Source organism: Streptomyces sp. SYP-A7185, assembly GCF_046103685.1.
In the GTDB taxonomy this organism is placed as follows: Bacteria; Actinomycetota; Actinomycetes; order Streptomycetales; family Streptomycetaceae; genus Streptomyces.
This window is the reverse complement of record NZ_CP122310.1, coordinates 4324604-4350830: the sequence shown is the minus strand read 5'-3', so window position 1 is coordinate 4350830 and position 26227 is coordinate 4324604. Positions and strand designations below refer to the sequence as shown.

Annotated in this window: 22 protein-coding genes; 12 read left to right on the top strand and 10 right to left on the bottom strand. The window is 71.6% G+C overall.

All coding sequences use genetic code 11. From position 1 onward, the window contains the following. Positions 1 to 71: 71 nt before the first annotated feature. The gene (locus QBL25_RS18960; protein WP_409058225.1) at positions 72 to 866 is read right to left on the bottom strand and encodes a 3-hydroxybutyrate dehydrogenase; all 795 of its coding nucleotides are present in this window, start codon (positions 864 to 866) and stop codon (positions 72 to 74) included. Between the two features lie 368 nt (positions 867 to 1234). Here QBL25_RS18960 and rho point away from each other — a divergent pair, with 368 nt between their 5' ends. Next, positions 1235 to 2485: a transcription termination factor Rho gene (rho, locus tag QBL25_RS18955; protein WP_409058224.1), complete on the top strand. Its 1251-nt coding sequence runs from the start codon at positions 1235 to 1237 to the stop codon at positions 2483 to 2485. Between the two features lie 9 nt (positions 2486 to 2494). On the opposite strand, the gene QBL25_RS18950 is transcribed toward rho, so the two are convergent. Next, entirely contained in the window at positions 2495 to 3778 is a 1284-nt protein-coding gene (locus QBL25_RS18950; RefSeq protein WP_409058223.1) for a M6 family metalloprotease domain-containing protein, read from the bottom strand. A gap of 285 nt (positions 3779 to 4063) precedes the next feature. On the opposite strand from QBL25_RS18950, the gene QBL25_RS18945 reads away from it, so the two are divergent. Both QBL25_RS18945 and QBL25_RS18940 read left to right on the top strand, forming a co-directional pair. Continuing rightward, positions 4064 to 4720, top strand: a complete 657-nt coding sequence (locus QBL25_RS18945) for a TetR/AcrR family transcriptional regulator (protein ID WP_409058222.1) — start codon at positions 4064 to 4066, stop codon at positions 4718 to 4720. A gap of 159 nt (positions 4721 to 4879) precedes the next feature. Next, positions 4880 to 6388 (top strand): MFS transporter, encoded by a 1509-nt coding sequence (locus QBL25_RS18940; protein ID WP_409058221.1) that lies wholly within the window; start codon positions 4880 to 4882, stop codon positions 6386 to 6388. Positions 6389 to 6419: 31 nt separating this feature from the next. Here QBL25_RS18940 and QBL25_RS18935 read toward each other — a convergent pair whose 3' ends face one another. Further along, the gene (locus QBL25_RS18935) at positions 6420 to 6935 is read right to left on the bottom strand and encodes a MarR family winged helix-turn-helix transcriptional regulator (RefSeq protein WP_409058220.1); all 516 of its coding nucleotides are present in this window, start codon (positions 6933 to 6935) and stop codon (positions 6420 to 6422) included. 143 nt (positions 6936 to 7078) lie between these two features. On the opposite strand from QBL25_RS18935, the gene QBL25_RS18930 reads away from it, so the two are divergent. After that, positions 7079 to 7861: a dioxygenase gene (locus QBL25_RS18930; RefSeq protein ID WP_409058219.1), complete on the top strand. Its 783-nt coding sequence runs from the start codon at positions 7079 to 7081 to the stop codon at positions 7859 to 7861. A gap of 8 nt (positions 7862 to 7869) precedes the next feature. On the opposite strand, the gene QBL25_RS18925 is transcribed toward QBL25_RS18930, so the two are convergent. Then, entirely contained in the window at positions 7870 to 8901 is a 1032-nt protein-coding gene (locus tag QBL25_RS18925) for a questin oxidase family protein (RefSeq protein ID WP_409058218.1), read from the bottom strand. Between the two features lie 115 nt (positions 8902 to 9016). Next, a complete protein-coding gene (locus QBL25_RS18920) occupies positions 9017 to 9559 on the bottom strand; it encodes a GNAT family N-acetyltransferase (RefSeq protein WP_409058217.1) in 543 nt (180 codons plus the stop codon). A 184-nt stretch (positions 9560 to 9743) separates the two neighbouring features. Here QBL25_RS18920 and QBL25_RS18915 point away from each other — a divergent pair, with 184 nt between their 5' ends. After that, positions 9744 to 10751: an RNA polymerase sigma factor RpoD/SigA gene (locus QBL25_RS18915; RefSeq protein ID WP_409058216.1), complete on the top strand. Its 1008-nt coding sequence runs from the start codon at positions 9744 to 9746 to the stop codon at positions 10749 to 10751. Between the two features lie 404 nt (positions 10752 to 11155). Here the strand turns inward: QBL25_RS18915 and QBL25_RS18910 are convergent, their stop codons facing one another. Further along, positions 11156 to 12163: a helix-turn-helix transcriptional regulator gene (locus QBL25_RS18910; RefSeq protein ID WP_409058215.1), complete on the bottom strand. Its 1008-nt coding sequence runs from the start codon at positions 12161 to 12163 to the stop codon at positions 11156 to 11158. Between the two features lie 62 nt (positions 12164 to 12225). Here QBL25_RS18910 and QBL25_RS18905 point away from each other — a divergent pair, with 62 nt between their 5' ends. Further along, entirely contained in the window at positions 12226 to 13851 is a 1626-nt protein-coding gene (locus tag QBL25_RS18905; RefSeq protein WP_409058214.1) for an MFS transporter, read from the top strand. Positions 13852 to 13898: 47 nt separating this feature from the next. Here the strand turns inward: QBL25_RS18905 and QBL25_RS18900 are convergent, their stop codons facing one another. Beyond that, positions 13899 to 15158 (bottom strand): extracellular solute-binding protein, encoded by a 1260-nt coding sequence (locus QBL25_RS18900; RefSeq protein WP_409058213.1) that lies wholly within the window; start codon positions 15156 to 15158, stop codon positions 13899 to 13901. A gap of 137 nt (positions 15159 to 15295) precedes the next feature. Between QBL25_RS18900 and QBL25_RS18895 the strand changes: the two genes are divergently transcribed. The 5 genes from QBL25_RS18895 to QBL25_RS18875 all read left to right on the top strand — a co-directional run bounded on the left by QBL25_RS18895 (position 15296) and on the right by QBL25_RS18875 (position 20795). Continuing rightward, positions 15296 to 16024, top strand: coding sequence for a TetR/AcrR family transcriptional regulator (locus QBL25_RS18895; protein WP_409058212.1), 729 nt, complete (start codon positions 15296 to 15298; stop codon positions 16022 to 16024). Between the two features lie 266 nt (positions 16025 to 16290). Then, positions 16291 to 17052, top strand: coding sequence for a DeoR/GlpR family DNA-binding transcription regulator (locus tag QBL25_RS18890; protein ID WP_409058211.1), 762 nt, complete (start codon positions 16291 to 16293; stop codon positions 17050 to 17052). A 95-nt stretch (positions 17053 to 17147) separates the two neighbouring features. Further along, the gene (pfkB, locus tag QBL25_RS18885) at positions 17148 to 18095 is read left to right on the top strand and encodes a 1-phosphofructokinase (protein WP_409062702.1); all 948 of its coding nucleotides are present in this window, start codon (positions 17148 to 17150) and stop codon (positions 18093 to 18095) included. Between the two features lie 187 nt (positions 18096 to 18282). Continuing rightward, complete coding sequence (locus tag QBL25_RS18880) at positions 18283 to 20364, top strand: fructose-specific PTS transporter subunit EIIC (RefSeq protein WP_409058210.1); 2082 nt, start codon at positions 18283 to 18285, stop codon at positions 20362 to 20364. A gap of 176 nt (positions 20365 to 20540) precedes the next feature. Continuing rightward, positions 20541 to 20795, top strand: coding sequence for a hypothetical protein (locus QBL25_RS18875; protein WP_409058209.1), 255 nt, complete (start codon positions 20541 to 20543; stop codon positions 20793 to 20795). Between the two features lie 62 nt (positions 20796 to 20857). Here the strand turns inward: QBL25_RS18875 and QBL25_RS18870 are convergent, their stop codons facing one another. The 3 genes from QBL25_RS18870 to QBL25_RS18860 form a co-directional block, all read right to left on the bottom strand. Then, positions 20858 to 21649, bottom strand: a complete 792-nt coding sequence (locus QBL25_RS18870; RefSeq protein WP_409058208.1) for a DUF6227 family protein — start codon at positions 21647 to 21649, stop codon at positions 20858 to 20860. Between the two features lie 161 nt (positions 21650 to 21810). After that, the gene (locus QBL25_RS18865) at positions 21811 to 23043 is read right to left on the bottom strand and encodes an Ig-like domain-containing protein (RefSeq protein WP_409058207.1); all 1233 of its coding nucleotides are present in this window, start codon (positions 23041 to 23043) and stop codon (positions 21811 to 21813) included. 169 nt (positions 23044 to 23212) lie between these two features. Next, on the bottom strand, positions 23213 to 24319 hold the full coding sequence (locus tag QBL25_RS18860) for a P1 family peptidase (protein ID WP_409058206.1): 1107 nt from the start codon (positions 24317 to 24319) through the stop codon (positions 23213 to 23215). A gap of 183 nt (positions 24320 to 24502) precedes the next feature. Here QBL25_RS18860 and QBL25_RS18855 point away from each other — a divergent pair, with 183 nt between their 5' ends. Then, a complete protein-coding gene (locus tag QBL25_RS18855) occupies positions 24503 to 25936 on the top strand; it encodes a NarK family nitrate/nitrite MFS transporter (RefSeq protein ID WP_409058205.1) in 1434 nt (477 codons plus the stop codon). Positions 25937 to 26227: the final 291 nt, after the last annotated feature.

Below are 26227 nucleotides of genomic sequence, written 5' to 3'. Positions count from 1 at the left end.
CTCGGTGCGGCCGTGTCGCTGCGGGGACGTGTCGCGACGGGAACTGGGGCCGGTCGGCGGGGGAGCGGGGGTCAGGCGGCGGTCCAGCCGCCGTCCAGGGGGAGCGAGGCGCCGGTCATGAAGCCGGTGTGCGGACCGCAGAGCCAGAGCGCGGCGGCGGCGACCTCCTCGGGCTCGATCAGCCGCTTGGCCGCGGAACGCCGCAGCAGTACGTCGCTGATGACCTGCTCGGGGGCGATGCCGTGGGCGGCGGCCTGCGCGCTGATCTGGTCCTCGACGAGGGGCGTGCGGGTGTAGCCGGGGCAGAGGCAGTTGCTGGTGACGCCGTGCTCCGCGCCCTCCAGGGCGGTGACCTTGCTCAGGCCCTCCAGGGCGTGCTTGGCGGCGACGTACGCGGACTTGAAGGGGCTGGCGCGCAGCCCGTGCACGCTGGAGATGTTCACGACGCGGCCCCACCCGGCGGCGTACATGTGGGGCAGGGTCCGGCGCAGCAGGAGGAACGGCGCGGTGACCATGACGCGCTGGATCAGGTCGAACCGCTCCGGGGGGAACTCCTCGATGGCGGCCACGTGTTGGAGCCCGGCGCTGTTGACGAGGACGTCGACGCGGGCGGGCAGGGCGTCGAGCGCGGCGGGATCGGCGAGGTCAACGGCGTGCGCCTCGCCGTCGATCTCGTCGGCCACGTCCTTGGCCGCGTCGGCGTGCCGGTCCACGACGTGGACGAAGGCACCGGCGCCGGCCAGGGCCACGGCGCAGGCCCGGCCGATGCCGCTCGCGCCGCCGGTGACCAGGGCGGTGCGTCCGGTGAGGTCGGGTCCTGCGGAGGGGACGGCGGGGGCGACACCGCGCGGAGTGGGGCTCGTCATGGCCGGAAACGTAAGGGTGCGCCGTACGGGGTTCCCATGTGTGCGGCCCACATAACCGCGGGGCGCTTCATGTGGATGGGTGCGCCCGTCCGGGTACGATCAGGGTGACCCACGTCACGACGGGCCGCCGGAAAGCTGTGCTACGGTGCGGACAGCACGTGTGTACGCCGCCTTCTCGCGGCGCCGGTGCCGATCTTCTCTTCTTCCGCCTCGTCGAGGCCCCCGCAGCTTCCGAAGCTTCGCCGTCCGGCTTTCCGGATGTCTCCGAAGCCCTTGCGCTGCACTTCTTCACTCCGCCCGACGTACGGGACGTGAACACACCGTCCCGCCGGGCCCCTTCATTCGCATGCTCGCGAAAGGACCCCATCATGAGTACCGCAACCATCACCCGCGACAAGACCACCACCCAGGCCACCACCCGGACCGCGGACCGGGCCACGGCCCGGTCCGCCACCGGGACCACCACCTCCGGCACCGAGAACCCCGTCGTCGCCGTCTCCGGCATCCTCGACGTGAGCCACAACGCCAACGGCCATCTGCGCACCGGCGACTGCCTGCCCACCCCGAACGACGTGCAGGTCCCCTCCGCGCTCATCCGCCGGCTCGGCCTGCGCGCCGGTGACCTGGTCGAAGGCGTCTCAGGCAAAACCCGCGCCCTCACCGACGTCCACCGGGTCAACGGCCACTCCGCCGAAGCCCTGCGCGGGCGCGCCCGGTTCGGCGACCTCACCCCGCTGCACCCCCGCGAGCGGCTCCGTCTGGAGACGCCGGGCGGGGGCGGCGGCAGTGTCGCGACCCGGCTCATCGACCTGGTCGCCCCCGTCGGCAAGGGCCAGCGCGGCCTCATCGTCGCGCCGCCCCGCACCGGCAAGACCGTCCTGCTCCAGCAGATCGCCGCGGCCGTGAGCGCCAACCACCCCGAGGCGCACCTCATGGTGGTCCTGCTCGACGAACGCCCCGAAGAGGTCACGGACATGAAGCGTTCGGTACGGGGCGAAGTGCTCGCCTCGACCTTCGACCGGCCCGCCAAGCAGCACATCGCCCTGGCCGAACTCGCCGTCGAGCGCGCCAAGCGGCTCACCGAGGAGGGCAAGGACGTCGTCATGCTCTTCGACTCCCTCACCCGGCTCTGCCGCGCTTACAACAACGCGGCCTCCAGCGGTGGCCGCACCCTCTCCGGAGGTGTCGACGCCGCCGCCATCCAGGGCCCCAAGCGCCTCTTCGGCGCGGCCCGGCTCGCGGAGGAGGGCGGGTCCCTGACCATGCTCGCCACCGTGCTCGTGGAGACCGGTTCGCGCGCCGACGACTACTACTTCGAGGAGCTCAAGGGCACCGGCAACATGGAGCTGCGCCTGGACCGCGGGATGGCCGAGCGGCGGGTCTTCCCCGCCGTCGACGTCACCCCTTCCGGCACCCGCCGCGACGAACTCCTGGTGCCCGCCGACGAGTTGACGGCCGTGCGCGGCTTGCGGCGCGCCCTGCACGGCAGGGACCCGCAGAGCAACCTGGAGGCGATCATCGAACGCCTGCGCAAGACCCCGGACAACGCGGCCTTCCTGCGCCAGGTGCAGCAGACCGTGCCGGGCGCCGGCTCGGCCGCCAAGCTCAACGGCGCCTGAGCCGTGGGCTCACGGGCGCGTGACGTGCACCCGGTAGCGGCCCTCGGCGTCGATGTCCGTCACCGTGATGCGCACGCCCGTCCGCTTGTCCGTGAACGTCTGGCCGGGCTCGTAGGTCGCGTCGGAGAGTTCCGCGTGGACGTTCGGCTGGCGTGTGCAGCCGCCGCTGTCCTTCGTGGAGTCGGAGACGGTGACCGGGCCCTGTCCCGTGTCGACGTCCGCGTCCACCCGGTAGACGAGCACGCCCGGCTTGCAGACCGCCTCGTCGTTCCCGCCGCGGGTGCGCACCTCGACGGCGTAACCGGACCGGGTGCCCAGCGGCACGAAGGCGAGCTTGGTGCCGCCCTCCGTGGGCAGCGGGCTCAGCGTGTGCTCGGTGGTACCGGAGTTCGACGCGCAGCTGACCTGGTCGTCGCCGAGCCAGCCCAGCTTCCACTTGTGCCAGGCCAGCAGGTCGTTGTTGGCCCCCCAGTCCTCGCTCATGATGTCCCAGTGGCCGACCGCGCCGCCGCCCTCCTGCGTGTACAGGTCGGGCAGGCCGAAGACGTGGCCGTTCTCGTGGGGGAGCACGCGGAAGCCGGTCTCGCGGTAGCTGCCCGAGCCGTCGTCCTGCCTGCTGTAGACGAAGGACGCGTTGGAGACCGGGACGCCGTCCGCGACGGGCGCCTCGGTGTTGCCCGCGAAGGTCACCGACAGGACCGTGTCGAGCGCGGAAGGCCCCGCGTTCGGTGTGACGAGGATGTTCACCAGGTCGTACTCCCGGAAGTCCACGTCCGGGTCGGCCGCCGCCACGATGTCCTGGACCAGCTCGCGGTAGCCGGGGTCGAAGGGGGCGCCGCGTTCTATCCCGTACTGCTTGAAGCTCTTGGGCATCCGCAGCCAGTCGGTGATCGGCGACTCGGGGCGGTAGTCGAGCCGTCCGTAGGAGCTGGTGCGGAACCAGTCGGACGTCTGCGGGAAGAACTCCGCGAGCCGGTCGAGTGCCGTGCCCTCGCCGGGGGCGTCGGAGAAGTCGACCATGAGGTTCAGGGCCCGGACGGTGCCCGTGGAGCGGGAGTAGCCGACGGGCGTGGGCATGCCCTCCGACATCTGGACGCCCATCGCGCCGTTGATCATGCAAGGGCTGAGCGTCGTCGCGCGGGCCAGGGACACGGAGCCCGCCGCCGTGGGGGACTCCTCCATCAGACGGCCGGTGCTCGCCGATGTGGTGACCGTGAGGGCAAGGGCGGCGCACGTGGCCAGTGCCGCGCCACGTCGCGCTCCGCGTATCTGCCGCCAGGTCGGCTGCTGCATGCGTGGGCCTTCCCCTTGCGGCAGCCGCCGGTCCTGGCTGCACCCTTTCGCTCACCCTGTGCCGGTGGGTGCGCGGGCGCTCGCTGGGTGCGACCGATCGTGGGTTTCTTTTCCAGTTAGGTGTGACGCGGGTCACAGAAAGAAAGTCCGGGGACGGGAAATATCCGGGGACTGTCTCCCCGTTTAGACCTGTGTCCGAGCGAAACGGGGAATCACTCCCCGCATCGCCCACCCGAGGCTCCGGACCCGTCCGGAACCCCGCCACCAGCTTTGAGGAGAGCCGTCGTGGAGACCGCCACCGCTGCACGGCGCCGCACGCCCCGCCCGCGGGCCGACGCCCTGCGCAACCGGGAGCGGATCGTCGCCGCCGCACGCGAGATGTTCGTCGAGTACGGCGCCGACGTGCCGCTCGACGAGGTCGCGCGCCGGGCCGGCGTCGGCAACGCCACGGTCTACCGGCACTTCTCCGACCGGTCCGAACTGGTCAACGAGGTCGTCCTGCTGGTCACCGACCGCGTCACGGCCCACGCCGAGGCGGCCATCGCGGCCGCCGACGCCGACCCGGGCGTCGCCTTCGACGCCCTGCGCCGGTTCGTGCACGCTTCCGCCGACGAGCGGATCGGCGCCCTGTGCCCGATGCTCCAGGCGGCCTTCGACCCCGATCATCCGGATCTGGTCGACGCCCGTGAGCGGCTCGAAGCCGTCACCGACGGGCTCATGCACAGGGCGCGCGCGGCCGGGCAGCTGCGCACCGACATCGCCGTCGGGGACCTGATGGTCGCCCTCTCCCAGCTCACCAGGCCGCTGCCCGGCACCGCGTGCCCGAACATGGACCGCTTCGTCCACCGCCATCTGCAACTGTTCCTGGACGGCCTGATGGCGCCGGCCCGCTCCGAGCTGCCCGGTGAGGCGGCGACTTTGGAGGACCTCCGTCAGTCCTGAGTCCCGCCGGACTCCGGCCCGACTCTTCTGAACCCCGCCTGACCCCGACCGACTTCGCCGTACGCGGCACGCGCCTCGGCCGTGCCCGCCACGCGTCTTTTCACGTTTTTACGATTTCACGTCACTTTTCACCACACGTACCGCTAGGTGGCTACTCCCATGTCAGAAACAGATCCCAGGCGCTGGAAAGCGCTGATCTTCATCGCGCTCGCGCAGCTGATGGTCGTCCTCGACGCGACCATCGTGAACATCGCGCTGCCCTCCGCCCAGCAGGACCTGGGCATCTCGGACGGTAACCGCCAGTGGGTCATCACGGCCTACGCCCTGGCCTTCGGCGGTCTGCTCCTCTTCGGCGGCCGCATAGCCGACCTCTGGGGCCGCAAGCGCACCTTCGTGACCGGCCTGATCGGTTTCGCCGCGGCCTCCGCGCTCGGCGGCGCCGCGACCGGCGAGGCCATGATGCTGGGCGCCCGCGCGCTTCAGGGCGTGTTCGGCGCGCTGCTCGCGCCCGCCGCCCTCTCGCTGCTGGCCGTGATGTTCACCGACGCCAAGGAGCGCGCCAAGGCGTTCGGCATCTACGGGGCGATCGCCGGTGGCGGTGGCGCCGTGGGCCTGATCCTCGGCGGCTTCCTCACCGAGTACCTGAATTGGCGCTGGACGTTCTTCGTGAACATCCCCTTCGCCGCCGTCGCCGCGATCGGCGCCTACTTCGTCATCCGTGAGCCGGCCGGTTCCCGCAACCGCTCGCCGCTCGACATCCCGGGCGTGGTCCTGTCCACCCTCGGACTGGTCTCCCTGGTCTACGGCTTCACGCGCGCCGAGTCGGCTGGCTGGTCGGACTCCCTGACGATCGGCATGTTCGTCGGCTCCGCCGTCCTGCTCGCCGCGTTCGTCCTCGTCGAGGCCAAGGTCAAGTCGCCGCTGCTCCCGCTGCGCGTCCTGACCGAGCGCAACCGCGGTGGCGTCTACCTCTCGCTCGGCCTCGCGATCATCGCGATGTTCGGCCTGTTCCTCTTCCTCACGTACTACCTCCAGATCGTCAAGGGCTTCTCGCCGGTCAAGACCGGCTTCGCGTTCCTGCCGATGATCGTCGGCATGATCACGGGCTCCACGCAGATCGGTGCCCGTCTGATGACCCGCGTCGCGCCGCGGCTGCTCATGGGTCCCGGCTTCGTGGTCGCGGCCATCGGCATGCTGCTCCTGACACAGTTGGAGATCGGTACTTCGTACGCCGGTCTGATCCTGCCCGCGCAGCTGCTGCTCGGTCTCGGCATGGGTACGGCGTTCATGCCCGCCATGTCGCTGGCCACGCACGGCGTCGAGCCGCGTGACTCCGGTGTCGCCTCCGCGATGGTCAACACCTCGCAGCAGGTCGGCGGCGCCATCGGCACCGCGCTCCTGAACACCATCGCCGCCTCCGCCACGACCGCGTACATCGCGGACCACGCGGCGGGTGCGACGACTCCCGCGGCCCAGAAGCTGGTCCAGGCGCAGGCCATGGTCGAGGGGTACACCAGCGCGATCTGGTGGGCCGTCGGCATCCTGGCCGCCGCCGCCGCGATCGCCTTCGCCCTCATCAACACCGGCGCCCAGAGCGGGGCTCCGGCCGCGTCCGGCGACGGCGAGGGCGTGGCGGACGAGGTGCGGATCCCGGTGGTCGCGCACTGACCCCGGGCACCCCGCACACCCTGAAGGGGGCCTAGCGGAGCCAGGGCAGGTCCGCCCCCGCCTCCTTCGGCTGAAGTCCCTCGGCGACGATCACCATGATCTCGCCGAGGGACTTCTGCTGTTCCGGGGTGAGCCGGTCGAAGAGGGCCTGGCGCACGGCGGTGACATGGCCGGGCGCGGTCCGCCGGAGCACCTCGTACCCGGCGCCGGTGAGGATCGCGAACTGGCCGCGCTTGTCGGAGGGGCAGTCCTCGCGGCGCACCCAGCCGTTCTTCTCCAGGCGCGCGACGGCGTGCGAGAGGCGGGACCGGGTGATCTTGGTGTTTCTGGCCAGCTCCGTCATGCGCATGCGCCGCCGCGGGGCGACGGAGAGCTGGACCAGGAGGCCGTAGTAGATGTGCGGCATGCCGGCGTCGCGCTGCAACTGGCGGTCGAGGTGGTCTTCCAGGAGCGTGGTGGCCTGCAGATACGCGAGCCAGGTGCGCTGTTCCTCGTCGTCGAGCCAGCGCGGTTCCCCGTCGGGGGGAGAAGTGGGTGCCGTGTCCATGTACTCCACTGTACGCAGCCCTTCCTTGAATCTTAAACAAAGCGGGAGTAGGGTCGTCCCCAGATAGAAGCTTGAGAGTTAAAGTAAACCGCTGATTCGCCGATTCGTTGATCCGTTCCCCGCACGTACCCGGAGGTGCCGTCATGACCGCGACCCAGGAGCGCATGCCCGCCCTGTACCTCAGCCACGGCGCACCACCGCTGGCCGACGACGCGCTCTGGCCCGGCCAGCTCCGCGCCTGGTCGGCCGGGCTGCCGCGCCCCAAGGCCATCCTCATGGTTTCCGCCCACTGGGAAGAGGCCCCGCTCGCGCTCGGTGCGACGGAAACGGTGCCGCTGGTCTACGACTTCTGGGGCTTCCCCGAGCACTACTACCAGGTCACGTACGCCGCACCGGGCGCCCCCCGACTCGCCGATTCCGTACGGAAACTGCTGCGCGGGGCGGGCACGCCGGTACAGGACGTCCAGGACCGCGGGCTCGACCACGGAGCGTACGTCCCGCTCGTCGAGATGTACCCCGACGCGGACATCCCCGTTCTCCAGATCTCCCTGCCGACCCTCGACCCCGCCCGGCTGATGGACATCGGCCGCAAGCTGGCGCCGCTGCGGGACGAGGGCGTGCTGATCGTCGGCAGCGGCTTCTTCACGCACAACCTCGCGGCACTGCGCCAGGGCGGTACGCCGTCGTGGTCGGCGGAGTTCGACGCGTGGGGGCACGAGGCGCTCGACGCGGGCGACGTGGACGCACTGCTCGACTTCCGGCACAAGTCCCCGGCGGGCGAGCTGGCCCATCCGCGGACGGAACACTTCGCGCCGCTGTTCGTGACGCTGGGAGCCGCGGAGGCCGCCGGGGACCTCGGCGGGCAGCGCAGTGTGATCGACGGGTTCTGGATGGGGCTCGCCAAGCGGTCGGTGCAGTTCGGCTGAAGCGCCCCTTACGCCGCCGGCGGCTCGCTGATCTCGATCGCGCGCAGGGCCGCCGCCAGGGCCCGCCCGTCGCCCACGTCCAGCGCCGTGTCGGCGAACTTGATCACGTGCTCGTCGCCGTGCGCCAGGGCCCGCTCGAAGACCTCCTCGGGGGCGAAGGCGCCGGGAGCGGTGTACGCGACCGGGGCGTCCGGGGCGTACATCGAGGTCACGGCGGCCGAAGCCGTCCAGGCCGCGTGCAGGCTCGGCGCCCACAGGGTGCGGGGCAGGGCGGGCAGGGCGCGCAGCACCGCGTTGGGCGCGGTCGAGGCGTGCACCAGCATCGTCGCCTCGCCGTGGCCGTGCGTGGCGTACCGGTGGGTGGCCGCGCGCACCAGCTCCGTCAGCTCGCGGCGCGCCTCGTCGGGGTCGCGCACGCCGGCCGCCCACGCGGGCAGGGCCGTGACCCGCTCCAGCCGGGCGGGGAAGCCGCCGCTGTCCCGGTCCGGGATCGGCTCGACGGCGTCCAGGGCTGCGGTCGCCGTCCGGGCGTCCACGGGCAGGAGCGCGACCCCGGGGACGGGGCGGTGGCGGGCGGCCCAGTAGCCCAGGCCGTGGGCGAGTTCGGCGACGCGGGGAGCGGTCGCCTCACCCGCCAGGAGCGTGCGGACCGCGTGGCCCACGCGGATCACCGGGTGCGTGGAGCCGCCGTACAGGCCGGGCAGCAGGAGCGGCCACCACGCGGCGAGGACCTCGCGCCACGGCCGTCCGTCGAGCTCCCTGCCGAAGTACGCGATCCAGTCCGCCGCCCGGCGCGGATCGCCGAGGGCCTCGCGCCGGTTGGCGGCGGTGATTGGCTCGACCGCGCCCGGGTACTCCTCCAGCTTCGGCGCGTACAGGTCTAGCCAGCGGTGGACCGCGTCGGCCCGGCCGTGCGCGGCGAGCGCCTCGACGGCCATCGGCGCGTGATTGGTGAGCCGGCCGAGCCGTTCGGGGCCCGAGGCGTGCAGGCGCTGGAGGGCCTCGTCGAGGGTGCCGGTCGTGTCGGCCGTCGTGTCCATGGCGGCACGCTAGGCGGGGTGCGCGCGGGGGCGTAACGGCCATGCGCCCTAGGTCGGGACGTACGCCGGACGTACGCCGGACGGACTCGGGACCTACACCGGACCCCGGGGGGACCTAGGACCCGCTTGCGGCCGCGGGGCCCAGGGGACGCTCGTACCAGGCGACGTCCCAGTAGCGGCCGAACTTGCGGCCGACCTCGCGGTAGGTGCCGACGTGCCGGAAGCCGAAACGCTCGTGGAGGCGCCCGGAGGCCTCGTTCGGCTGGGCGATCCCGGCGTAGGCGCGGTGCAGGTCCTCGCCTTCGAGGGCCTCGAAGAGCGCCTTGTAGAGCAGGGTGCCGATGCCGCGGCCCGCGGCGTCCGGCGCGCAGTAGACGCTCACTTCGACCGAGGTGGCGTAGGCGGGTTTGATCCGGAAAGGAGAACTGGTGACGTACCCGAGGATCAGGCCGGAATCCCGCTCCTGGGCAACCAACAGGCGGTGGGGGCCGTCTTCAGGGTGGGAGAGCAGCCAAGGGCGGCGCTCTTCCGGCAGGAAGACGGCCGTGTCAAATGTGATCGCCGTCTCACGTACGTAGTGGTTGTAGATGTCGGTCAGGGCCGCGAGATCAGCCTCCGTGCCCGGCCTGACCTGCACCTCTGTACGTTCCGACGGCATCCGGCCTCCCTTTGTGGCGGCACAGGGTACTGCAACGTCAGGAAAATAGATGCGCGGCTTGGGAATTCTGTCCGGATTCCAGTCGTTGTTTCCATCGGAAGCAGGGCACCCGCAAGGGTGTGGTTTCCACCACAGAGGCCCGTGAAAAGGGCCGACCAGGACCTCCACACGCAAGGGAGCACGCATGGCAACCCGTGCCGTCGCCCGTCGTAAGTCCGCCTCCTCCGGCGAGACCGACGCGGCACGCAGTGTTCGCGCCGTAGGCGGGGAGATCGCCGACCGCGACCTGGTCGGCATGTACCTCGACGAGATCGCGCGTACGCCGCTGCTCGACGCCGCCAAGGAAGTCGAGCTGTCCCAGATCATCGAAGCCGGTGTGTACGCCCGGAAGATACTGGACGGCGAGATAGAGGACTCCGTCTCCGGTGCCGCCGCGTCCCGCGAGGAGCTGGAGGCGCTGGTCGCCGACGGTGAGCGGGCCAAGGACGTCTTCATCCGGTCCAACCTCCGCCTCGTCGTCGCCGTGGCCCGCCGTTACCCCCGCAGTGGCCTGCCGCTCCTGGACCTCATCCAGGAGGGGAACGCCGGCCTGGTCCGCGCGGTCGAGAAGTTCGACTACGCCAAGGGCTTCAAGTTCTCCACGTACGCCACGTGGTGGATCCGTCAGGCCATCACCCGCTCCATAGCCGACCAGTCGCGCACCATCCGGCTCCCCGTCCACCTGGTGGAGGAGCTCGGCCGGATCCGCCGGGTCATGCGCGAGTTCAACCGCAAGAACGGCCGCGACCCCGAGCCCGAAGAGGTCGCCGCGGAGCTCGACACCACGCCCGCGCGGGTCACGGACGTCCTGGACTGGGCGCGTGACCCGGTCTCGCTGAACATGGGCGTGGACGACAACGGCGACACGCAGTTCGGTGACCTCCTGGAGGACACCTCGGCGGTCTCCCCCGAGCAGTCCGTCCTGAGCCTGCTGCGCAGCGAGGAGCTGGACGACCTGATCGGCCGCCTCGACCAGCGCACGGCCTCCATCATCAAGATGCGGTACGGCATCGACGACGGCCGCGAGCGGACCCTCACGGAGGTCGGCAAGCAGCATGGGCTGACGCGGGAGCGGATCCGGCAGATCGAGAAGCACGCGCTGCTCGAACTGAAGAAGTTGGCTCGGGACACGGGCTTCGACGCGGCGGCCTAGGCGGCCGGCCTCGAACGCCCCCACCAGCTGAGCCCCGGCGCCATCCCCCCCCGGCACCGGGGCTCATTCCTTTCCCTGACCTGGGGCGGCTGCCGGGCGACTTTGCCTCTGGGGCGGGGCTGCCCGGCTTCTTGCGGCTGCCGGGCGGGTGGGCCTTTACCGCGCTTCGCGCGGATGTCTCCCACCCACCCACCCATTACTCCGGGGTAATCGGGTGGGTGGGCGGGAAAGATCCGCGCGAAGCGCGGGACAGGGGCGGGCCCCACGGCGGGACAGGGGCGCCCCCACGGCACAGTGGCAAAGATCCGCGCGAAGCGCCGGGCAGGGGCGGCCCCCGCGGCGGACAGGGGCGCCCCCACGGCGCGGTGGGAGAGATCCGCGGCCCCCCGGCGGGGCAGCCAGGCCTACGCCGAGGTGGACGCGTGGGTTAGGCGGGAGGCCAGGGACCGCAGAGCAGAAACCAGCTCCGGCGGCCCGTGGGCGACGAAATCATGGCCCGTCATGGCGAGCCGCACCGCCAGCCACTCCACCGCATCCGACACCTCAGCCCGCAGCCGGCAGGTAGTGGCGCCCAGAGGCTCCGGCACCCCCAGCGCCGAGGGGAACGCCGCCGCGACCGCCTCCGCGGACGCCTCGAACGTCACGTCGATCTCGTACGCACGCTGCTGCCCCCGCCACATCGACTGCCGGATGAACTCCGCCGCGTCCCCCGTCGGCAGCTCCCGCGGCACGAAGCGGGCCCCGGTCGCGAACGGCGAGGAGACCCGGTCCACCCGGAACGTGCGCCAGTCGTCCCGGTCGATGTCGTACGCCACCAGATACCAGCGCCGCCCCGTCGACACGAGCCGATGCGGCTCCGTCAGGCGGCGCGTCTCCGTCCCGTCCCCCGAGCGGTACGCGAAGCGCAGCCGCTCCTGGCCCGCCGCCGCGGACGCCATCACCGTAAGCGTCTCGGGAGCGATGCTCGCCCCGTCCCCGGCGGTCAGCGGGATCGTCGCGACCTGCAAGGTCTGCACCCGGTGCCGCAGGCGCGAGGGCAGCACCTGCTCCAGCTTCGCCAGCGCCCGCACCGACGCCTCCTCCACCCCCTCCACCGCATGGCCCGCCCCGGCCCGCAGCCCCACCGCGATCGCCACCGCCTCCTCGTCGTCCAGGACGAGCGGCGGCATCGCCTTGCCCGCGACCAGGCGATACCCCCCGGCCGCCCCCTGGCTCGCCTGCACCGGATAGCCGAGGTCCCGCAGCCGGTCGATGTCGCGCCGCACCGTGCGGCGGCTGACGCCAAGGCGCTCCGACAGCTCCCCGCCGGGCCACTCGCGCGGGGTCTGGAGCAGGGAGAGGAGTTGCAGCAGCCGGGCCGGGGTGTCCGTACCGCCGGACCGTTCCGAGGTCGTGCCGGAAGTCGAAGTCATGTCTCCAAGGATGCCGTCCATCTAGGTCATGACCTGACCTATATGGCTCCTAGTCTTCTCTCATGACTTTCAGCAGCCCCGCCACAGCACCCACCGGAGCGGCCGCCGCGGCCGCCGACCGGCGCCGCTGGTTCGCCCTCGCCATCGTGATGACCGCGGCCTTCATGGACCTGGTCGACGTCACCATCGTCAACATCGCGATCCCGTCCATCCGGCAGGACGCGGGCGCCTCGTTCAGCCAGATCCAGTGGATCACCGCGGGGTACGCGCTCGCGTTCGCGGCCGGGCTCATCACCGGCGGGCGGCTCGGCGACATCCACGGGCGCAAGCGGATGTTCCTCATCGGCATCGGCGGCTTCACGCTCGCCTCCGCGCTCTGCGGCTTCGCCGCCAACCCGGAGATGCTGGTCGCGTCCCGGATCCTCCAGGGCGGCATGGCCGCGATGATGGTGCCGCAGGTCCTGTCGATCGTGCACGCCACCTTCCCCGCGCACGAGCGCGGCAAGGTCTTCGGGCTCTTCGGGATGATCGTGGGCCTCGGGGCCGTCTCGGGACCGCTGCTCGGCGCGCTCCTGACGCAGTGGAACCTCTTCGGGCTCGAATGGCGCCCGATCTTCCTCATCAACCTGCCCGTCGGCATCGCGGGACTGATCCTGGGCAGCAAGTTCATCAGCGAGTCCAAGGCGCCCAAGGCCCTCAAGCTCGACCTCGTCGGCGTCGTCCTGGTCACGCTCGGCCTGCTGATGGTGCTCTACCCCCTCACCCGCGGCGAGGAGCTGGACTGGCCGCTGTGGGGGTTCGCCATGATGGCCGGCGGCCTTGTCGTCTTCGGGGCGCTCGTCGCGTACGAGAAGGCGAAGGCGGCCAAGGACGGTTCGCCGCTCGTGGAGCTGTCCCTGTTCAAGGTGAAGAGCTTCGCGGCGGGCATCGCGGTGCAGACCGTGTTCGGTGTCGCGATGGGCATCTTCTTCCTGGTCTGGACGCTCTACATGCAGACGGGGCTTGGCTGGAGCGCGCTGCGGGCCGGCACGACCGGCATCCCGTTCTCGATCGCCGTCTCGGTGGCGGCCGGCATGTCCGTGCAGAAGCTGGTGCCGCGCTTCGGGCGCAAGGTGCTCCAGGGCGGCGCGCTCGTCATGGCCACCGGGGTGCTGCTCTACATCTGGGAGGCGGACCGGTACGGCGCGGGCATCGCGTCCTGGCAGATGGCGCTGCCGCTGGTCGTGATGGGCGCGGGCATGGGCCTGATCGTCGCGCCGCTGACCGACGCGATCCTGTCGGACGTGCCGCGCGAGCACTCCGGGTCCGCGTCCGGCCTGCTCAACACCGTCCAGCAGATGGGCACGGCGCTCGGACTCGGCCTGGTCTCCGTGGTGTTCTTCGGCATGATCGACGAGACGGCGGCACGGAGCGAGGTGCCGATGGAGATCGTGGGCGCGTTCCAGAACTCGCTGTGGTGGGTCGTCGGTGTGCTCGTCGCCATCTTCCTGCTGATGTTCGCCCTGCCGGCCAAGCCGCGCCAGCACGTTGAAGGCGGCGGCGCGGACTCCGAGAACTCCGGGGGCTCCGAGAACTCCCAGAACTCCCAGAACTCCACGGAAGAGGGTTTCACGGAGGAGGACTCCGCGGACGCCGGTGCCGTGGCGGCCGGTGAATCCTCCGGGCGGGAGCCCGTGTTGACCCCCTGAGAGGTGCCCCTCCGCGGGAGGGGCGGGCGCGGCGGCCCAGGTGGAGCCTAGAGCTCCGCCTGGGTCGCCGTCGCGTCCAGGGACTCCAGTACGGCGCCGGGGTCGCCGCCCTTCGTGACGGCGGCCCCGATCTCCTTGCGGATGGCCGCCCTCACCGTCGGCCAGGAGCGCAGGTTGACCGGCTGGAACTCCGCCTGCGGCATCTGGTCGATGAACTTCCACAGCGGGCGCTGGGCCGGGTCCGCGCGCAGGTCCGCCGAGGCGGAGCCGGTCACCGGAAGCGCGGTCTGCCCGCCGCCGTACGTCTTCGCCGACTTGCGGCCGTAGAGGTAGCCGAGGAACATGCCGCACGCCTCGCCGTGGCCGTTCTGCTTGAACGCCATCAGCCAGTCGCTCAGGCCTACCGGCGCCGCCGCCCCGCCCTGCCGCGTGGGGAACGCGGCATGCGCGTACGGGAACTTGACCTTGTCGGCGGCGCCCATGAGCACCGGGTGCGCGATCAGCATCCCGATGCCCCCGCGCAGGAACTGCTCGTACGCGGCCGTCCTGTTGAGCCCCGCCGGGTCCGCGCCCGCGAGCCCCTTGGCCACCAGCTCGTCCCGGAGCCAGGTCAGCGTCCGGACGTTGGACGCGGTGCGGAAGTCGTAGCCGGCCGCCAGGCCCGCGTAACCGCCCTCGTCCGCGAGCAGCCAGGCCAGGGTCTCGTCCTCGGCGGCCTCGGGGCCCAACTGAAGCCCGTAGGGCGTCTTCACGCCGATTCCCTTGAGGGCGACGGCCGCCGACCGCAGCTCGTCCCAGGAGGTGGGGGCGCCGGTGATGCCGGCCTGCTTGAAGAGCGCCTTGTTGTAGAAGAGGCGCGGGGTGCTGGCGAGGAACGGGATGCCGTACTGGATGTGCCTGACCGAGCCCGCCTCGGCGAACGAGCGGGTGAAGTCGGCCTCGGTGCGGATGTCGAAGAGCTCGGAGGCGCCGTAGAGCTGCTCGTCCTCGGCGTAGGGGGCGAAGACGTTCGACTGGGCGATGTCGGGGGCCTCCCCGTCCTTCACGCGGCGGGCCAGCGTCCGGTCCAGCTTGACGAAGGGGACGCGTTCCAGGGCGATCTTGACGGTGGGGTGCTTCTTCTCGAAGGCGGTGACCAGGCCGTCCCACTGGTCGCCGATGGAGGAGCCGACGCTCTTGTCGTAGCTCGCGACCAGGACTTTGAGGGTGGTGGTGTCGCTGCCGGACGAGCAGGCGCCCAGACCGAGGCCGAGGGCGGACGCGCCGGTGAGACCGGCGGACTTGGTCAGGAACTGTCGACGACGCACCGGGCTTGCCACCTTCTTGAACGCGCTGGATCTTGCGGGCCGATTGCAGGCCGGTGGCAGATTCTGTCATAGAGGCATGTTGTGCCTTGGGTCGTCCTCGGCAGGTGGTCCTCGGCCGCTGGCATAACCTGCCTCGCATGCCCGCAAGTTCGCTCAACCCGCCCGATTCGCTGACGGAGCGCCGCAAGGCGGAGACGCGCCTGGACATCGCCCGCACCGCGGCGGCGCTCTTCGTCGAGAACGGCCTGCGGGCCACCCGCGCCGAGGACATCGCCCGCGCGGCGGGCGTCGCGCCGCGCACCTTCTACCGCTACTTCGCGACGAAGGAGGAGGCCGTGGCGCCGCTGTTCGCCGCGGGCGCGCGACAGTGGGCGGAAGCCGTACGGGACGCGCCCCCGCGGCTCGCGGTGCGGGACGCGCTGCGGCACGCGGCGGCCAGGGCGCTGGTCCCGGACGGCGACGCGGCCCCGGGGCTCGCGATCGGCGACGCGGAGGCCCTGGAGTGGGTGCGGGCGCTGCTGCGGATGGCGGGGGAGAGCGCGGCCCTGCGAGCGGTGTGGTCGGAGGCCTGTCACGACGCGGAACAGACGCTGCTCGCGGTCCTGGCCGAACGGCAGGGCCACGGGGAAGGCGGGAAGCGCACCGGCACCGGGGCGGCAGGGGCGGGGGCGGGGGCGGGGGTGGCGGGTGAGGCCGGGGTGCCGCCCTCGCTGGAGCTGCGGCTCGTGGCGGCCGTGGCCAGCGCGGCGGTGCGGGTGGCCGTGGAGACCTGGGCCTCCGGTGACGATCCCGCCGGGGGAGAGGCGGGCCCCGCCGCCCTGGCGGACCGCTGCGTCGAAGCCTTGGAGGGCTTCCGCTGGCCGTGAGGCTCGGAAAGCTTCCGCTGGCCGTGAGGCGCGGGGCGGCGGGTGTGAGGCGCGGGGCGAGGCCCAAGCCCAAGGTCCAGGGGCGCGAGGTTGAGTGCCGTACGGCACGGTCCGGTGCGGGCCGCAGGGCCCGGCAGACGCGCTCCCCGGCGGGACGAAAGTCCGTTTGTGTCTGCTTGAGGCCCGAGCTTGTTTACTTTGCCGGAACCTGACCGTATTCTGCGAGTGAAACCACAGGTTCGGGCATCACTCGGAGGCGAACGGACATGTACGCACCGGAGCGGCAGCAGGAGATCCTGCGGCTCGCGCGGGACGGCGGACGGGTCGACGTGCTGTCGCTCGCCGAGGAGTTCAAGGTCACCGCGGAGACCATCCGGCGCGACCTGAAGGCCCTCGACCGGGCCGGTCTCGTCCGCCGCGTGCACGGCGGTGCCATACCGGCCGGGCGCCTGGACTTCGAGCCCGACCTCGCCGAGCGCGAGGGGACGTCGGCCGACGAGAAGGACCGCATCGCCCACGCCGCCCTCGCCGAACTCCCGGCCGAGGGCAGCGTGATCCTGGACGCGGGCTCGACCGTGGCCCGCCTCGCGGCCTCGCTCCCGCTGGAGGCGACGTTCACCGTCGTCACGCACGGCCTGCCCACCGCCGCACGCCTCGCCGACCACCCCGGCATCCAGCTCCACCTCATCGGAGGCCGCGTCCGCAGCCGTACGCGCGCGGCCGTCGACGCCTGGGCGCTGCGGGCGTACGGAGAGATCCGCGCCGACGTCGTCTTCGTCGCCGCGAACGGCTTCTCCGCCGAAGGCGGCCTGACCACCCCCGACCTCGCCGAAGCGGCCGTCAAGCGCGCGGCGATCGGCGCGGCCCGCCGCGTGGTGCTCCTCGCGGACTCCACCAAGCACGGCCAGGAGCACTTCGCGCGCTTCGGCGACCTCTCAGACGTGGACCTGCTGATCACCGACGCGGGCCTCGGCGCCGAGGACGCCGCGGCCATCGAGAGCGGCGGCACGGAGGTGATCCGCACATGAGCGGCGGCGAGAGCACCCCGGGCGCGGGCCACGGCGCCGGCAAGAACGCGAGCAGCGACCCCACACGGGTCGGCAACGGAACGGTACGTACGCGCATGATCCTCACCCTCACCCCCAACCCCTCCCTCGACCGCACCTACGAGGTCCCTTCGCTGGACCGCGGCGAGGTCATCCGGGCCACCGGCGACCGGATGGACCCGGGCGGCAAGGGCGTCAACGTGTCCCGGGCGGTCGCGGCCGCGGGCGGGGCGACCCTCGCCGTCCTGCCGCTCGGCGGTGCGCCCGGCGCGCTCGTGGCCCAACTCCTGGACGAGCAGGGCATCGAGGTCGCGCCGGTCCCGGTCGCGGGCCAGACCCGCTCGAACATCGCGGTGGCCGAACCGGACGGCACCCTCACCAAGATCAACGCAACCGGGCCCGAACTGACCGCGGCGGAGGCCGAGTCGCTGCTCTCCGCCGTGCGCGAGCGGTCCGGCGGCGCCGACTGGATCGCCTGCTGCGGCAGCCTGCCGCGCGGCCTCGCCCCTTCCTGGTACGCCGACCTGGTGGCCCGCGCGCATGCCGCGGGGGCCCGCATCGCCCTCGACACCTCGGGCCCGGCCCTGCTCGCCGCCCTCGCCGAGCGCCCGGACGTCGTCAAGCCGAACGCGGAGGAGCTCGCCGAAGCGGTGGGGCGCCCGCTGACCACGGTCGGCGACGCGGTCAAGGCCGCCGAAGAACTGCGGCAGTCGGGCGCGCGTGCGGTGCTGGCCAGCCTCGGCGCGGACGGCCAGCTCCTGGTGGACGACTCGGGCACGTACTTCGGCAGCGCTCCGGTCGACGCCGTCCGCAGCAACGTCGGCGCCGGTGACGCCTCCCTGGCCGGTTTCCTCGTCGCGGGCGGTTCCGGAGCCACCGCCCTCGCCTCGGCCGTGGCGCACGGCGCGGCGGCGGTCCAGCTGCCGGGCAGCGCGATGCCGACCCCGGCGGACCTCGCGCCCGCCGCGGTCACCGTCACGACACGGATCCCGCTGGACCGCGTACTGACCGAGCCCGCGTCATGACCCCCCTCGGGCGGCCTCCCCACGGCCCGGCGCGTCACCGGTCGGCTCTTCATCGGTCGGCGCCTCGTCGGTCGGCGCCTCGTCGGTCACACGAGCCCTATCAGCCCCACGAGCCCCACACTCCCGTCCCCACCCCCGTCCCCACCCCCGCCCTCCCCCGGGCGATACGCGTGCGAAGGAGCCCGCGATGAGCGAGATGATCACCGCGGAACTGGTCGACCTCGAACTCGACCGGTCCGCAGGAACCAAGGAAGCGGCGGCCCGTGCCCTCGCCGAGCGCATGGTGGCCCTGGGGCGGGTGACCGATCTCGACGGCTTCCTCGCCGACGTGGCGGCCCGCGAGGCGCAGATGCCGACCGGCCTGGACGGCGGCATCGGCATCCCGCACTGCCGCAGCGCCCATGTCACCGAGCCGACCCTGGCCTTCGGCCGCTCGGCCCGGGGCATCGACTTCGGGGCGCCGGACGGGCCGGCCGACCTCATCTTCCTGATCGCGGCACCGGCGGGCGCGGACGACGCGCATTTGACGATCCTGTCGTCGCTGGCACGGCAGCTGATGGACCAGGAGTTCACGGGCGCCCTGCGGGCAGCCGGAGACGCGCGGACGGCAGCGGCCCTGATCAGCGGGGAGTCCACCGCTTCCGGCGCTTCCGGTGCGGCGGAAGAGTCCACCGTTTCCACCGTTTCCACCGCTCCCGGCACTTCCGGTGCTGCGGAGGAGCCCACCGCTCCCGCCGAGGCGCAGGAGCCCGCCGAGCCGCGGCCGGAAGGCGGCCCCGCCCCGGCGGAACCGTTCCGCATCGTGGCGGTCACGTCCTGCCCCACGGGCATCGCCCACACGTACATGGCGGCGGAGTCCCTGGAGAACGCGGCCCGCGAGGCGGGCGTGGAACTGACGGTGGAGACCCAGGGCTCGGCGGGCTTCACCCGCCTCGACCCGGTGGTCGTCGCCGCCGCCGACGCCGTCATCTTCGCCCACGACGTCCCCGTACGGGACAAGGACCGCTTCGGCGGGAAGCCCACGGTCGACGTCGGCGTGAAGGCGGGCATCAGCAGGCCCGCCGCGCTCATCGCGGAGGTGCGGGAGAAGGCCGCCCGCGGCGAGACCACCGCGGACGTCGGGCCGAGCCCCGTCGACAACGCCGGTGACAGCGGCGACGGCTACGGCACCAAGCTGCGCAAGTGGCTGATGTCCGGCGTCAGTTACATGGTCCCGTTCGTCGCCGCCGGCGGCCTCCTCATCGCCCTGGGCTTCGCCATCGGCGGCTGGAAGATCGACAAGGCGCCGTCCGTCGCCGAGCACTTCGTGTGGACGGACACCACCAGCTGGGCCGCGCTCCTCTTCCAGATCGGCGGACTCGCCTTCGCCTTCCTGGTGCCGGTCCTCGCGGGCTACATCGCGTACGGGATGGCCGACCGGCCGGGACTCGTGCCCGGATTCGTCGGCGGCTCCGTCGCCGTCACGATCAACGCGGGCTTCCTGGGCGGTCTCGCCGCGGGTCTGATCGCGGGCGCGGTCGTCATGGGCATCCAGCGGGTACGGATCCCGGCCGTCCTGCGCGGGATCATGCCCGTGGTCGTGATCCCGCTGATCTCGTCCGCGGTCGTGGGCTTCTTGATGTTCCTCGTCATCGGCAAGCCCATCGCCGAGCTCCAGAGCGCGCTGACGGACTGGCTGGAGGGCCTGTCCGGTGCCAACGCCGTCATCCTCGGCGTCATCCTCGGCCTGATGATGTGCTTCGACCTCGGCGGCCCGCTCAACAAGGTCGCGTACGCCTTCGCCGTCGGCGGCCTCGCCAGCCCGACCGAGGGCAGCCTCAAGGTCATGGCCGCGGTGATGGCGGCCGGCATGGTCCCGCCGCTCGCCATGGCCCTGGCCACCACGGTCCGCGGCCGGCTCTTCACCAAGACCGAACGCGAGAACGGCAAGGCGGCCTGGTTCCTGGGCGCCTCGTTCATCACGGAGGGCGCGATCCCGTTCGCCGCGGCCGACCCGCTGCGGGTGATCCCCGCGTCGATGGCGGGCGGCGCGGTCACCGGCGCCCTGTCGATGGCCTTCGGCTGTACGCTGCGGGCCCCGCACGGCGGCATCTTCGTGGTGCCGCTCATCGGGCAGCCGCTGCTGTACCTGGTGGCGATCCTCGCCGGGGTCGGCGTCTCGACCGTGACGGTCATCCTGCTCAAGGGCGCCCGGAAGACCACCCCTTCGGAGGGTGCCGCCGCGGCCGGGGAGACCGCCGGGGAGAAGCGGATGCCGGCGGCGGTCTGAGCTGGTTCGGTCCCGTCTGGGCCGATCTGGGCCGGTAGGGGCAGGTCTGGGACTCAGACGTCTGACTCCGGCCCTTCAGCCCCTATGAGGGGGGTTGTGCGACATGCGTCACTTCAGGACGTAAGTCCCACAACCCCCCTGTCGTAAGCCCCGGATCGTGTTGTCTACTGTGCGGCATGCTCCAGAATGTCTCGATCCTCCAGCAGGCAGGCGTGGCCGTGCTGGCCGCGGCGACCGTCGTCTGGGCCGTGGGCCTGGTGCGGGTGATGCGGCGCGATCAGAACGACGTGGACGCGTGGCGCCGCTCCCAGGCGCTGCGCTCACTGCCCGCGCAGGCGGGACCGCCGCGTGCGGAGACGGTCGAACTGACGCCGGACGAGCGGGCCGCCTTCGCGGGCCTGGTACGCCAGTTCGGCGACGGCCGCTCCTGAGGCAGCTGCTGGGCGGTTGCTGCCTGTTGCTGCCGGTTGGTTCCGGTTGGTTCCGTCTGGTTTTACTTCGTCCGCTGCTGCGGGACGCTCCTCGCGCGCTGCTCCATCGCCGCGCGGGCCGCTTCCTCGGTGACGTACACCTCGCAGCGGTGCCGCTTGTCGGGTGTGACCGTGTGCTCGACCTCCCAGAGGCTGAGTTCGCTGCCGTCGAAGAGCAGGAACGCGTGCTCGTAGAGCGAGAAGCAGAGGCGCGCCTCGCCCGCCAGGCAGGGGCGGCCGAAGGCCTGGGTGATCTGGTGCGCGAACGCCGAGCGCAGTAACCGCTCCAGTTCCTCGCCGGGGCGCCCCTCCGCCACCGAGTTCTCCGCGCGGCGCAGCAGTCGGCGGCCGTGGTCCGCGGAGTCGTCCGGCGCGTACGTGTGGCGGGGCTCGTCGGCTACCGGGAGATGGAGCACGACGGGCTGCTCGCAGGCGCTGGCGAGGGTGTCGGGCGGCAGCGGCAGGCGCGAGGTGGCGACCCCGGCCTCTTCCTCGTCCGCGTACACCTCGTACTGGGGGTGGCTGCCGGGGCCGGTGTTGTGCACGAGCTCCCAGAGCGTGAGCGCGCCGGCGTCGGCGAGCAGCCACGTGTGGCGGTAGGTCTCGCGGTGCATGCCCGCGCTGTGGTGCGCGGAGTGCAGCGAACTGTCGTACGCCAGGGCCGTGTCCAGCAGTGCCGTCGTCTCGTCCGGCAGGTCGAAGGAGTTCATGGCGCGGCGCAGGAGCCGCTCGAGATGCTCCTGCGGAGAGTGCGCGGGCCCCTGCTCGGCAGCCTGTGGCTCGTACGCCGTCTCGTACTCGTACGGAACGCTCAAGGTCTCTCCCGGCGTTGCTGCATGTCACCTTGTGAGTGCATACCGTAGCCCCTGGGTCGGACATCATGCCCCGGAACGGGAAAACGTGCGAGCCGCACGGCAAGTTCCCGTGCGGCTCGTGGTGTTGGGCCTGGTCAGAGGGTCAGAAGTGGCGGCCGGAATCAGCCTTCGCTGCCCGCGGTCCACTGGCTCCAGGACATGTTCCAGCCGTTGAGGCCGTTGTCCGGGGCGATGGTCTCGTCCGGGGAGCCCTTGACCGTCACGACGTCGCCGATGAGGGAGTTGTCGTAGAACCACGCGCCCGGCGTGCTGGAGTCGCCCGCGCCCTGCGCGTCCCGCAGCCCGACGCAGCCGTGGCTGGTGTTGGCGCTGCCGAAGATCGAGGGCGAGCCCCAGTAGTTGCCGTGGATGAAGGTGCCGGAGGACGACAGGCGCATCGCGTGCGGGACGTCCTTGATGTCGTACTCCCCGCCGAAGCCGACCGTGTCGCCGTTCATCCGGGTCTGGGTGAACTTCTCGGAGATCACCATCTTGCCGTTGTACGTGGGGTTCGACGGGCTGCCCGCGGAGATCGGGATGGTCTTGACGACCTTCCCGTCCCGCTCGACCGTCATCGTCTTGGCCTTCACGTCGACGGTGGAGACCTGCGCGCGGCCGACGGTGAAGGTGACCGTCTTGTTCTGCACGCCGGTGGCGCCGTCGGCGCCCTTCACGCCCTCCAGGTCGATCTTCATCGTGACCTTGGAGCCGGCCTTCCAGTACTCCTGGGGCCTGAAGTCCAGGCGCTGGTTGCCGAACCAGTGGCCCACGACCTTCTGGCCGCTGTCCGAGGTGACCTTGATGTGCGACTGGACGGACTGCTTCTCGGTGATCGCCTTGTCGAAGGTGAAGGAGACCGGCATGCCGACGCCGACCTTCGTGCCGCCGTCGGGGGTGTAACTCCCGATGAAGCTGTTGGCCTTGGAGACCGTGGTGAAGATCGCGTTCTCGGTCGCCTCCTTGCCCTTGGCGTCCTTCGCGTCGGCCGTGATCTTGTACTTCATGCCGCGCTCCAGCTGGGCCTTGGGCTTCCAGCTGGTGCCGTCGGCGGAGAGCGTGCCGTCGACCGCTGCGCCGGTGGAGACCAGGGTCATCTTCACCTCGGTCAGCTTGCCGCCCTTGACCTTGACGCCGGTGGCGTTGATGGAGGCGCCGGTCGAGCCATCCTTCGCGGAGATGGTGATGTCGGCGCCCTGCGCCTTGGGCGTGCCGTCCTTGCCGTCCTTGCCGTCGCTTCCGCCGTCCCCGCCGCAGGCCGTGAGGGCGAGCGCGCCAACGGCGGCGAGCGCGGTGGCCGCCAGAAGGGTGCGCCGCCGGGGGGTGGCTATGTGCGACGTTGTCACGGGCTGCTCCATCTTTGTGCGAAGTGCGCGTTCTGATCCAGTGCGAGATAAGAGCGGCCCGCGGGCGGAAAGGTTCCGTCCGCTTAATGTGAGCGCGGGCACACGGACATGGCCCGCCGGCCACCCAACAGGCGTCGCCATGCCGCTATTTGTCGTTGTCGTTCATGCGACCTGCCTTGGCTCAGAACTCGCCGTAGAGGTCGCTGTACGAGGGGAAGCTGCCGGCCGGTGTTTCCACGGACTCCGCGGCCAGGAGCGCCCGGACGATCGCCGCCGTCACCATGTCCGCGCCCGCCGCGAGGATCTCGTTCAGGGCGAGCGGGTTCTGCCCGGCCCCCGGCAGCGGATGCTCGCCGGTGGCGAGGGCGAAGACGGTATCCCCGTCGTTGAGGAGATGGACGGGGCGCACGGCGCGCGCCATGCCGTCGTGCGACGTGCCGGCGAGCTTCTGCGCCTGGGCCTTGGTGAGTTCGGCGTCCGTGGCGACCACGGCGAGCGTGGTGTTCAGCGGCGGCGGCCCACCCTTGGCGGCGGCTTCGGCGAGGCGCCGCGTGGCCTCCGCGTGGACCTCGGAGGCGGGGTAGGCCACCCGCCGCCCTTCGAAGTACCGCCCGTACAGCGCGCCCGTCCCCGCGTCGACCCCCGAGCCCGCCGCGTTCGCCACGACCAGGGCGGCCACCGTGATGCCCGAGTCCAGCCGGACGCTCGCGCTGCCGATGCCGCCCTTGACCTTCCCCACCAGGGCGCCGGCGCCCGCGCCCACGTTCCCCTCCTCGACGGGCGCGCCCGCCTCCGTGCCCGCGGCTGCCTCCACCGCCGCGCGCCCCGTCGAGGCGTCGGGGCGCGCCGTGAAGTCGCCGCCGCGGCCGAGGTCGAAGACGCAGGCGGCCGGGACCACGGGCACGACGTGGGACGGATCGGGGCCCACCCGCACGCCGCGGCCCTGCTCCTCCAGCCACGCCATGACGCCGGCCGCGGAGTCGAGGCCGTACGCGCTGCCGCCGGTCAGGACGACGGCCTCGACCCGCTGCACCAGATTGCGCGGGTCCAGGGCGTCCGTCTCGCGGGTGCCGGGCCCGCCGCCGCGCACGTCCACCGCCGCGACGGCGCCGCCCTCCGGGGCGAGCACGACCGTGGTGCCGGTGAGGTGGCCCGGGTGGGCGGGCGCGACGCGGGTGGCATGACCCACGCGAAGCCCGGCGACATCGGTGAGGGAGTTGGTGGGGCCGGTCGAGGGGGCGGCCGAGGTCTCGCTCGCGTGGTCGGCCGAGGGGTTTGAGGAAGCCATGCCGACCTGCGTATCACGCGCGGCGGGCCCGGCGGCCCGAACGTCTAAAGGCCCTCTGATCTTCGTGTCTTTGGGCCGGTCGACGCGTGCCCTACGACTCTGCTCGTGAAGAGCCGCACCAGGGAGCGTGGAAGTGTCAGGCCCCGGAGCAAGGTCGGGACCCGTAGCGAACTGGGATCCAACATGACATCGCCTGCCGCCCAAGAAACGCGGACCGCGCCATCGGGTAGTACGTACGACCCCGCGCAGTACCGCCCCGGCAAGACCATCACCGACTGGGAGCCGGAGAACGAACTCTTCTGGAAGTCCGTCGGCAAGAAGGTCGCCTCCCGCAACCTGTGGATCGCCGTCCCGGCGCTCCTGGTCGCGTTCGTCGTCTGGCAGGTCTGGTCGGTCACGGCGACCAACCTCAAGGACGTCGGCTTCGGCTTCTCCACCTCGCAGCTGTTCTGGCTGACGGCCATCCCCGGCATCACCGGCGGCACGGCGCGCGTCTTCTACACCTTCCTCGGCCCGATGATCGGCCAGCGCCGCTTCACCGCGCTCTCCACGGTCGTCCTGGTCATCCCGCTGATCTGGCTCGGCATCGCGGTGCAGGACCCGAACACCTCGTACGGCGTGATGGTCGCGATCGCGGCCCTCTGCGGTGTCGGCGGCGCGAACTTCGCCTCGTCCCTGGCCAACATCGGCTTCTTCTTCCCCAAGCGCGACAAGGGCAACGCCACCGGCATCAACGGAGGCCTCGGCAACCTCGGTGTCTCCGTCGTCCAGCTGGTCACCCCGATCGTCATCACCAGCTCGGTCCTCGCGGTCGGCTCGGCCCAGCACAAGGCGGACGGCACGCCCGTGTGGCTCCAGAACGCCGCGTTCCTGTGGGTGCCCGTCCTGGTGATCCTGGCCGCCGTCGCGTGGTTCGGACAGAACGACCTGAAGGTCGCGTCGACCCCCTTCAGCCAGCAGAAGATCATCTTCAAGCGCAAGCACAACTGGCTGATGACCTGGCTCTACGTCGGCACGTTCGGTTCCTTCATCGGCTTCGCGGCAGCCCTGCCGATGCTCATCAAGACCACGTTCACGCCCATCGACGCGGCCTACTCCGCGGCCACCTACGCCTGGATGGGCCCGGCCGTGGGCGCACTCGCCCGCTGGGCCGGCGGCTGGATCGCCGACAAGATCGGCGGCGCCAGGGTCACCATCATCTCGTTCGTCGGCATGGCGGTCTCGATCATCGGCGTCATCAACTTCCTCCCCTCCGGCGGCGACAACGGCAACTTCTACGGCTTCTTCGCCTGCTTCCTGTGCGCGTTCTTCTTCTCCGGCATCGGCAACGGCTCGACGTTCCGGCAGATCCCGGTGATCTTCCGCTCGCAGCACCTGAAGGGCCTCACGGAGGGCACCCCCGTCTACGCGAAGGCGCTGAAGCAGTCCGAGATGGAGGCGGGTGCCGTCACCGGCTTCACCTCCGCCATCGCGGCCTACGGCTTCTTCTTCATCCCGGCGATGTTCGCCAACTTCGCGGTCACCAGCGCGATGTGGGGCTTCGTGGCCTTCTACGTCAGCTGTATCGCGGTCTGCTGGTGGTTCTACGCCCGCAAGGGCGCGGAATCCCCGAGCTGACGCCCCGAGCGGTGTCGGCACGGTGGGCCGGGTGTGGGAGCACCCGGCCCACCGGCATGCCCGGACGCCGTACGGCCGTGCTCCGAGCCGCCGACCGGGCCGCCGCGCTCCGACGACCCCATACCACGAGATGTCGCGGAAATTCTTGTGAATGTATTCACAAGCGAACTTAGGTCCAAAGTCCCGGGAGAAGGGGCAGGTCAGAGGGGGTTCTGCCGGTGGCGGGGGTGGCGAGTAAGGACCTCGGGCCCTGAAGTGGGGACCATTGCGGGGCCCCTGAGCGGCCGCACC

What these genes read in the sequence shown, in the direction of transcription:
- QBL25_RS18960 (WP_409058225.1), bottom strand. Translation starts at nt 866, where the DNA reads ATGACGAGCCCCACTCCGCGCGGTGTCGCCCCCGCCGTCCCCTCCGCA.
- rho (WP_409058224.1), top strand. Translation starts at nt 1,235, where the DNA reads ATGAGTACCGCAACCATCACCCGCGACAAGACCACCACCCAGGCCACC.
- QBL25_RS18950 (WP_409058223.1), bottom strand. Translation starts at nt 3,778, where the DNA reads ATGCAGCAGCCGACCTGGCGGCAGATACGCGGAGCGCGACGTGGCGCG.
- QBL25_RS18940 (WP_409058221.1), top strand. Translation starts at nt 4,880, where the DNA reads ATGTCAGAAACAGATCCCAGGCGCTGGAAAGCGCTGATCTTCATCGCG.
- QBL25_RS18935 (WP_409058220.1), bottom strand. Translation starts at nt 6,935, where the DNA reads ATGGACACGGCACCCACTTCTCCCCCCGACGGGGAACCGCGCTGGCTC.
- QBL25_RS18930 (WP_409058219.1), top strand. Translation starts at nt 7,079, where the DNA reads ATGACCGCGACCCAGGAGCGCATGCCCGCCCTGTACCTCAGCCACGGC.
- QBL25_RS18925 (WP_409058218.1), bottom strand. Translation starts at nt 8,901, where the DNA reads ATGGACACGACGGCCGACACGACCGGCACCCTCGACGAGGCCCTCCAG.
- QBL25_RS18920 (WP_409058217.1), bottom strand. Translation starts at nt 9,559, where the DNA reads ATGCCGTCGGAACGTACAGAGGTGCAGGTCAGGCCGGGCACGGAGGCT.
- QBL25_RS18915 (WP_409058216.1), top strand. Translation starts at nt 9,744, where the DNA reads ATGGCAACCCGTGCCGTCGCCCGTCGTAAGTCCGCCTCCTCCGGCGAG.
- QBL25_RS18910 (WP_409058215.1), bottom strand. Translation starts at nt 12,163, where the DNA reads ATGACTTCGACTTCCGGCACGACCTCGGAACGGTCCGGCGGTACGGAC.
- QBL25_RS18905 (WP_409058214.1), top strand. Translation starts at nt 12,226, where the DNA reads ATGACTTTCAGCAGCCCCGCCACAGCACCCACCGGAGCGGCCGCCGCG.
- QBL25_RS18895 (WP_409058212.1), top strand. Translation starts at nt 15,296, where the DNA reads ATGCCCGCAAGTTCGCTCAACCCGCCCGATTCGCTGACGGAGCGCCGC.
- QBL25_RS18890 (WP_409058211.1), top strand. Translation starts at nt 16,291, where the DNA reads ATGTACGCACCGGAGCGGCAGCAGGAGATCCTGCGGCTCGCGCGGGAC.
- pfkB (WP_409062702.1), top strand. Translation starts at nt 17,148, where the DNA reads ATGATCCTCACCCTCACCCCCAACCCCTCCCTCGACCGCACCTACGAG.
- QBL25_RS18880 (WP_409058210.1), top strand. Translation starts at nt 18,283, where the DNA reads ATGAGCGAGATGATCACCGCGGAACTGGTCGACCTCGAACTCGACCGG.
- QBL25_RS18875 (WP_409058209.1), top strand. Translation starts at nt 20,541, where the DNA reads ATGCTCCAGAATGTCTCGATCCTCCAGCAGGCAGGCGTGGCCGTGCTG.
- QBL25_RS18865 (WP_409058207.1), bottom strand. Translation starts at nt 23,043, where the DNA reads ATGGAGCAGCCCGTGACAACGTCGCACATAGCCACCCCCCGGCGGCGC.
- QBL25_RS18860 (WP_409058206.1), bottom strand. Translation starts at nt 24,319, where the DNA reads ATGGCTTCCTCAAACCCCTCGGCCGACCACGCGAGCGAGACCTCGGCC.
- QBL25_RS18855 (WP_409058205.1), top strand. Translation starts at nt 24,503, where the DNA reads ATGACATCGCCTGCCGCCCAAGAAACGCGGACCGCGCCATCGGGTAGT.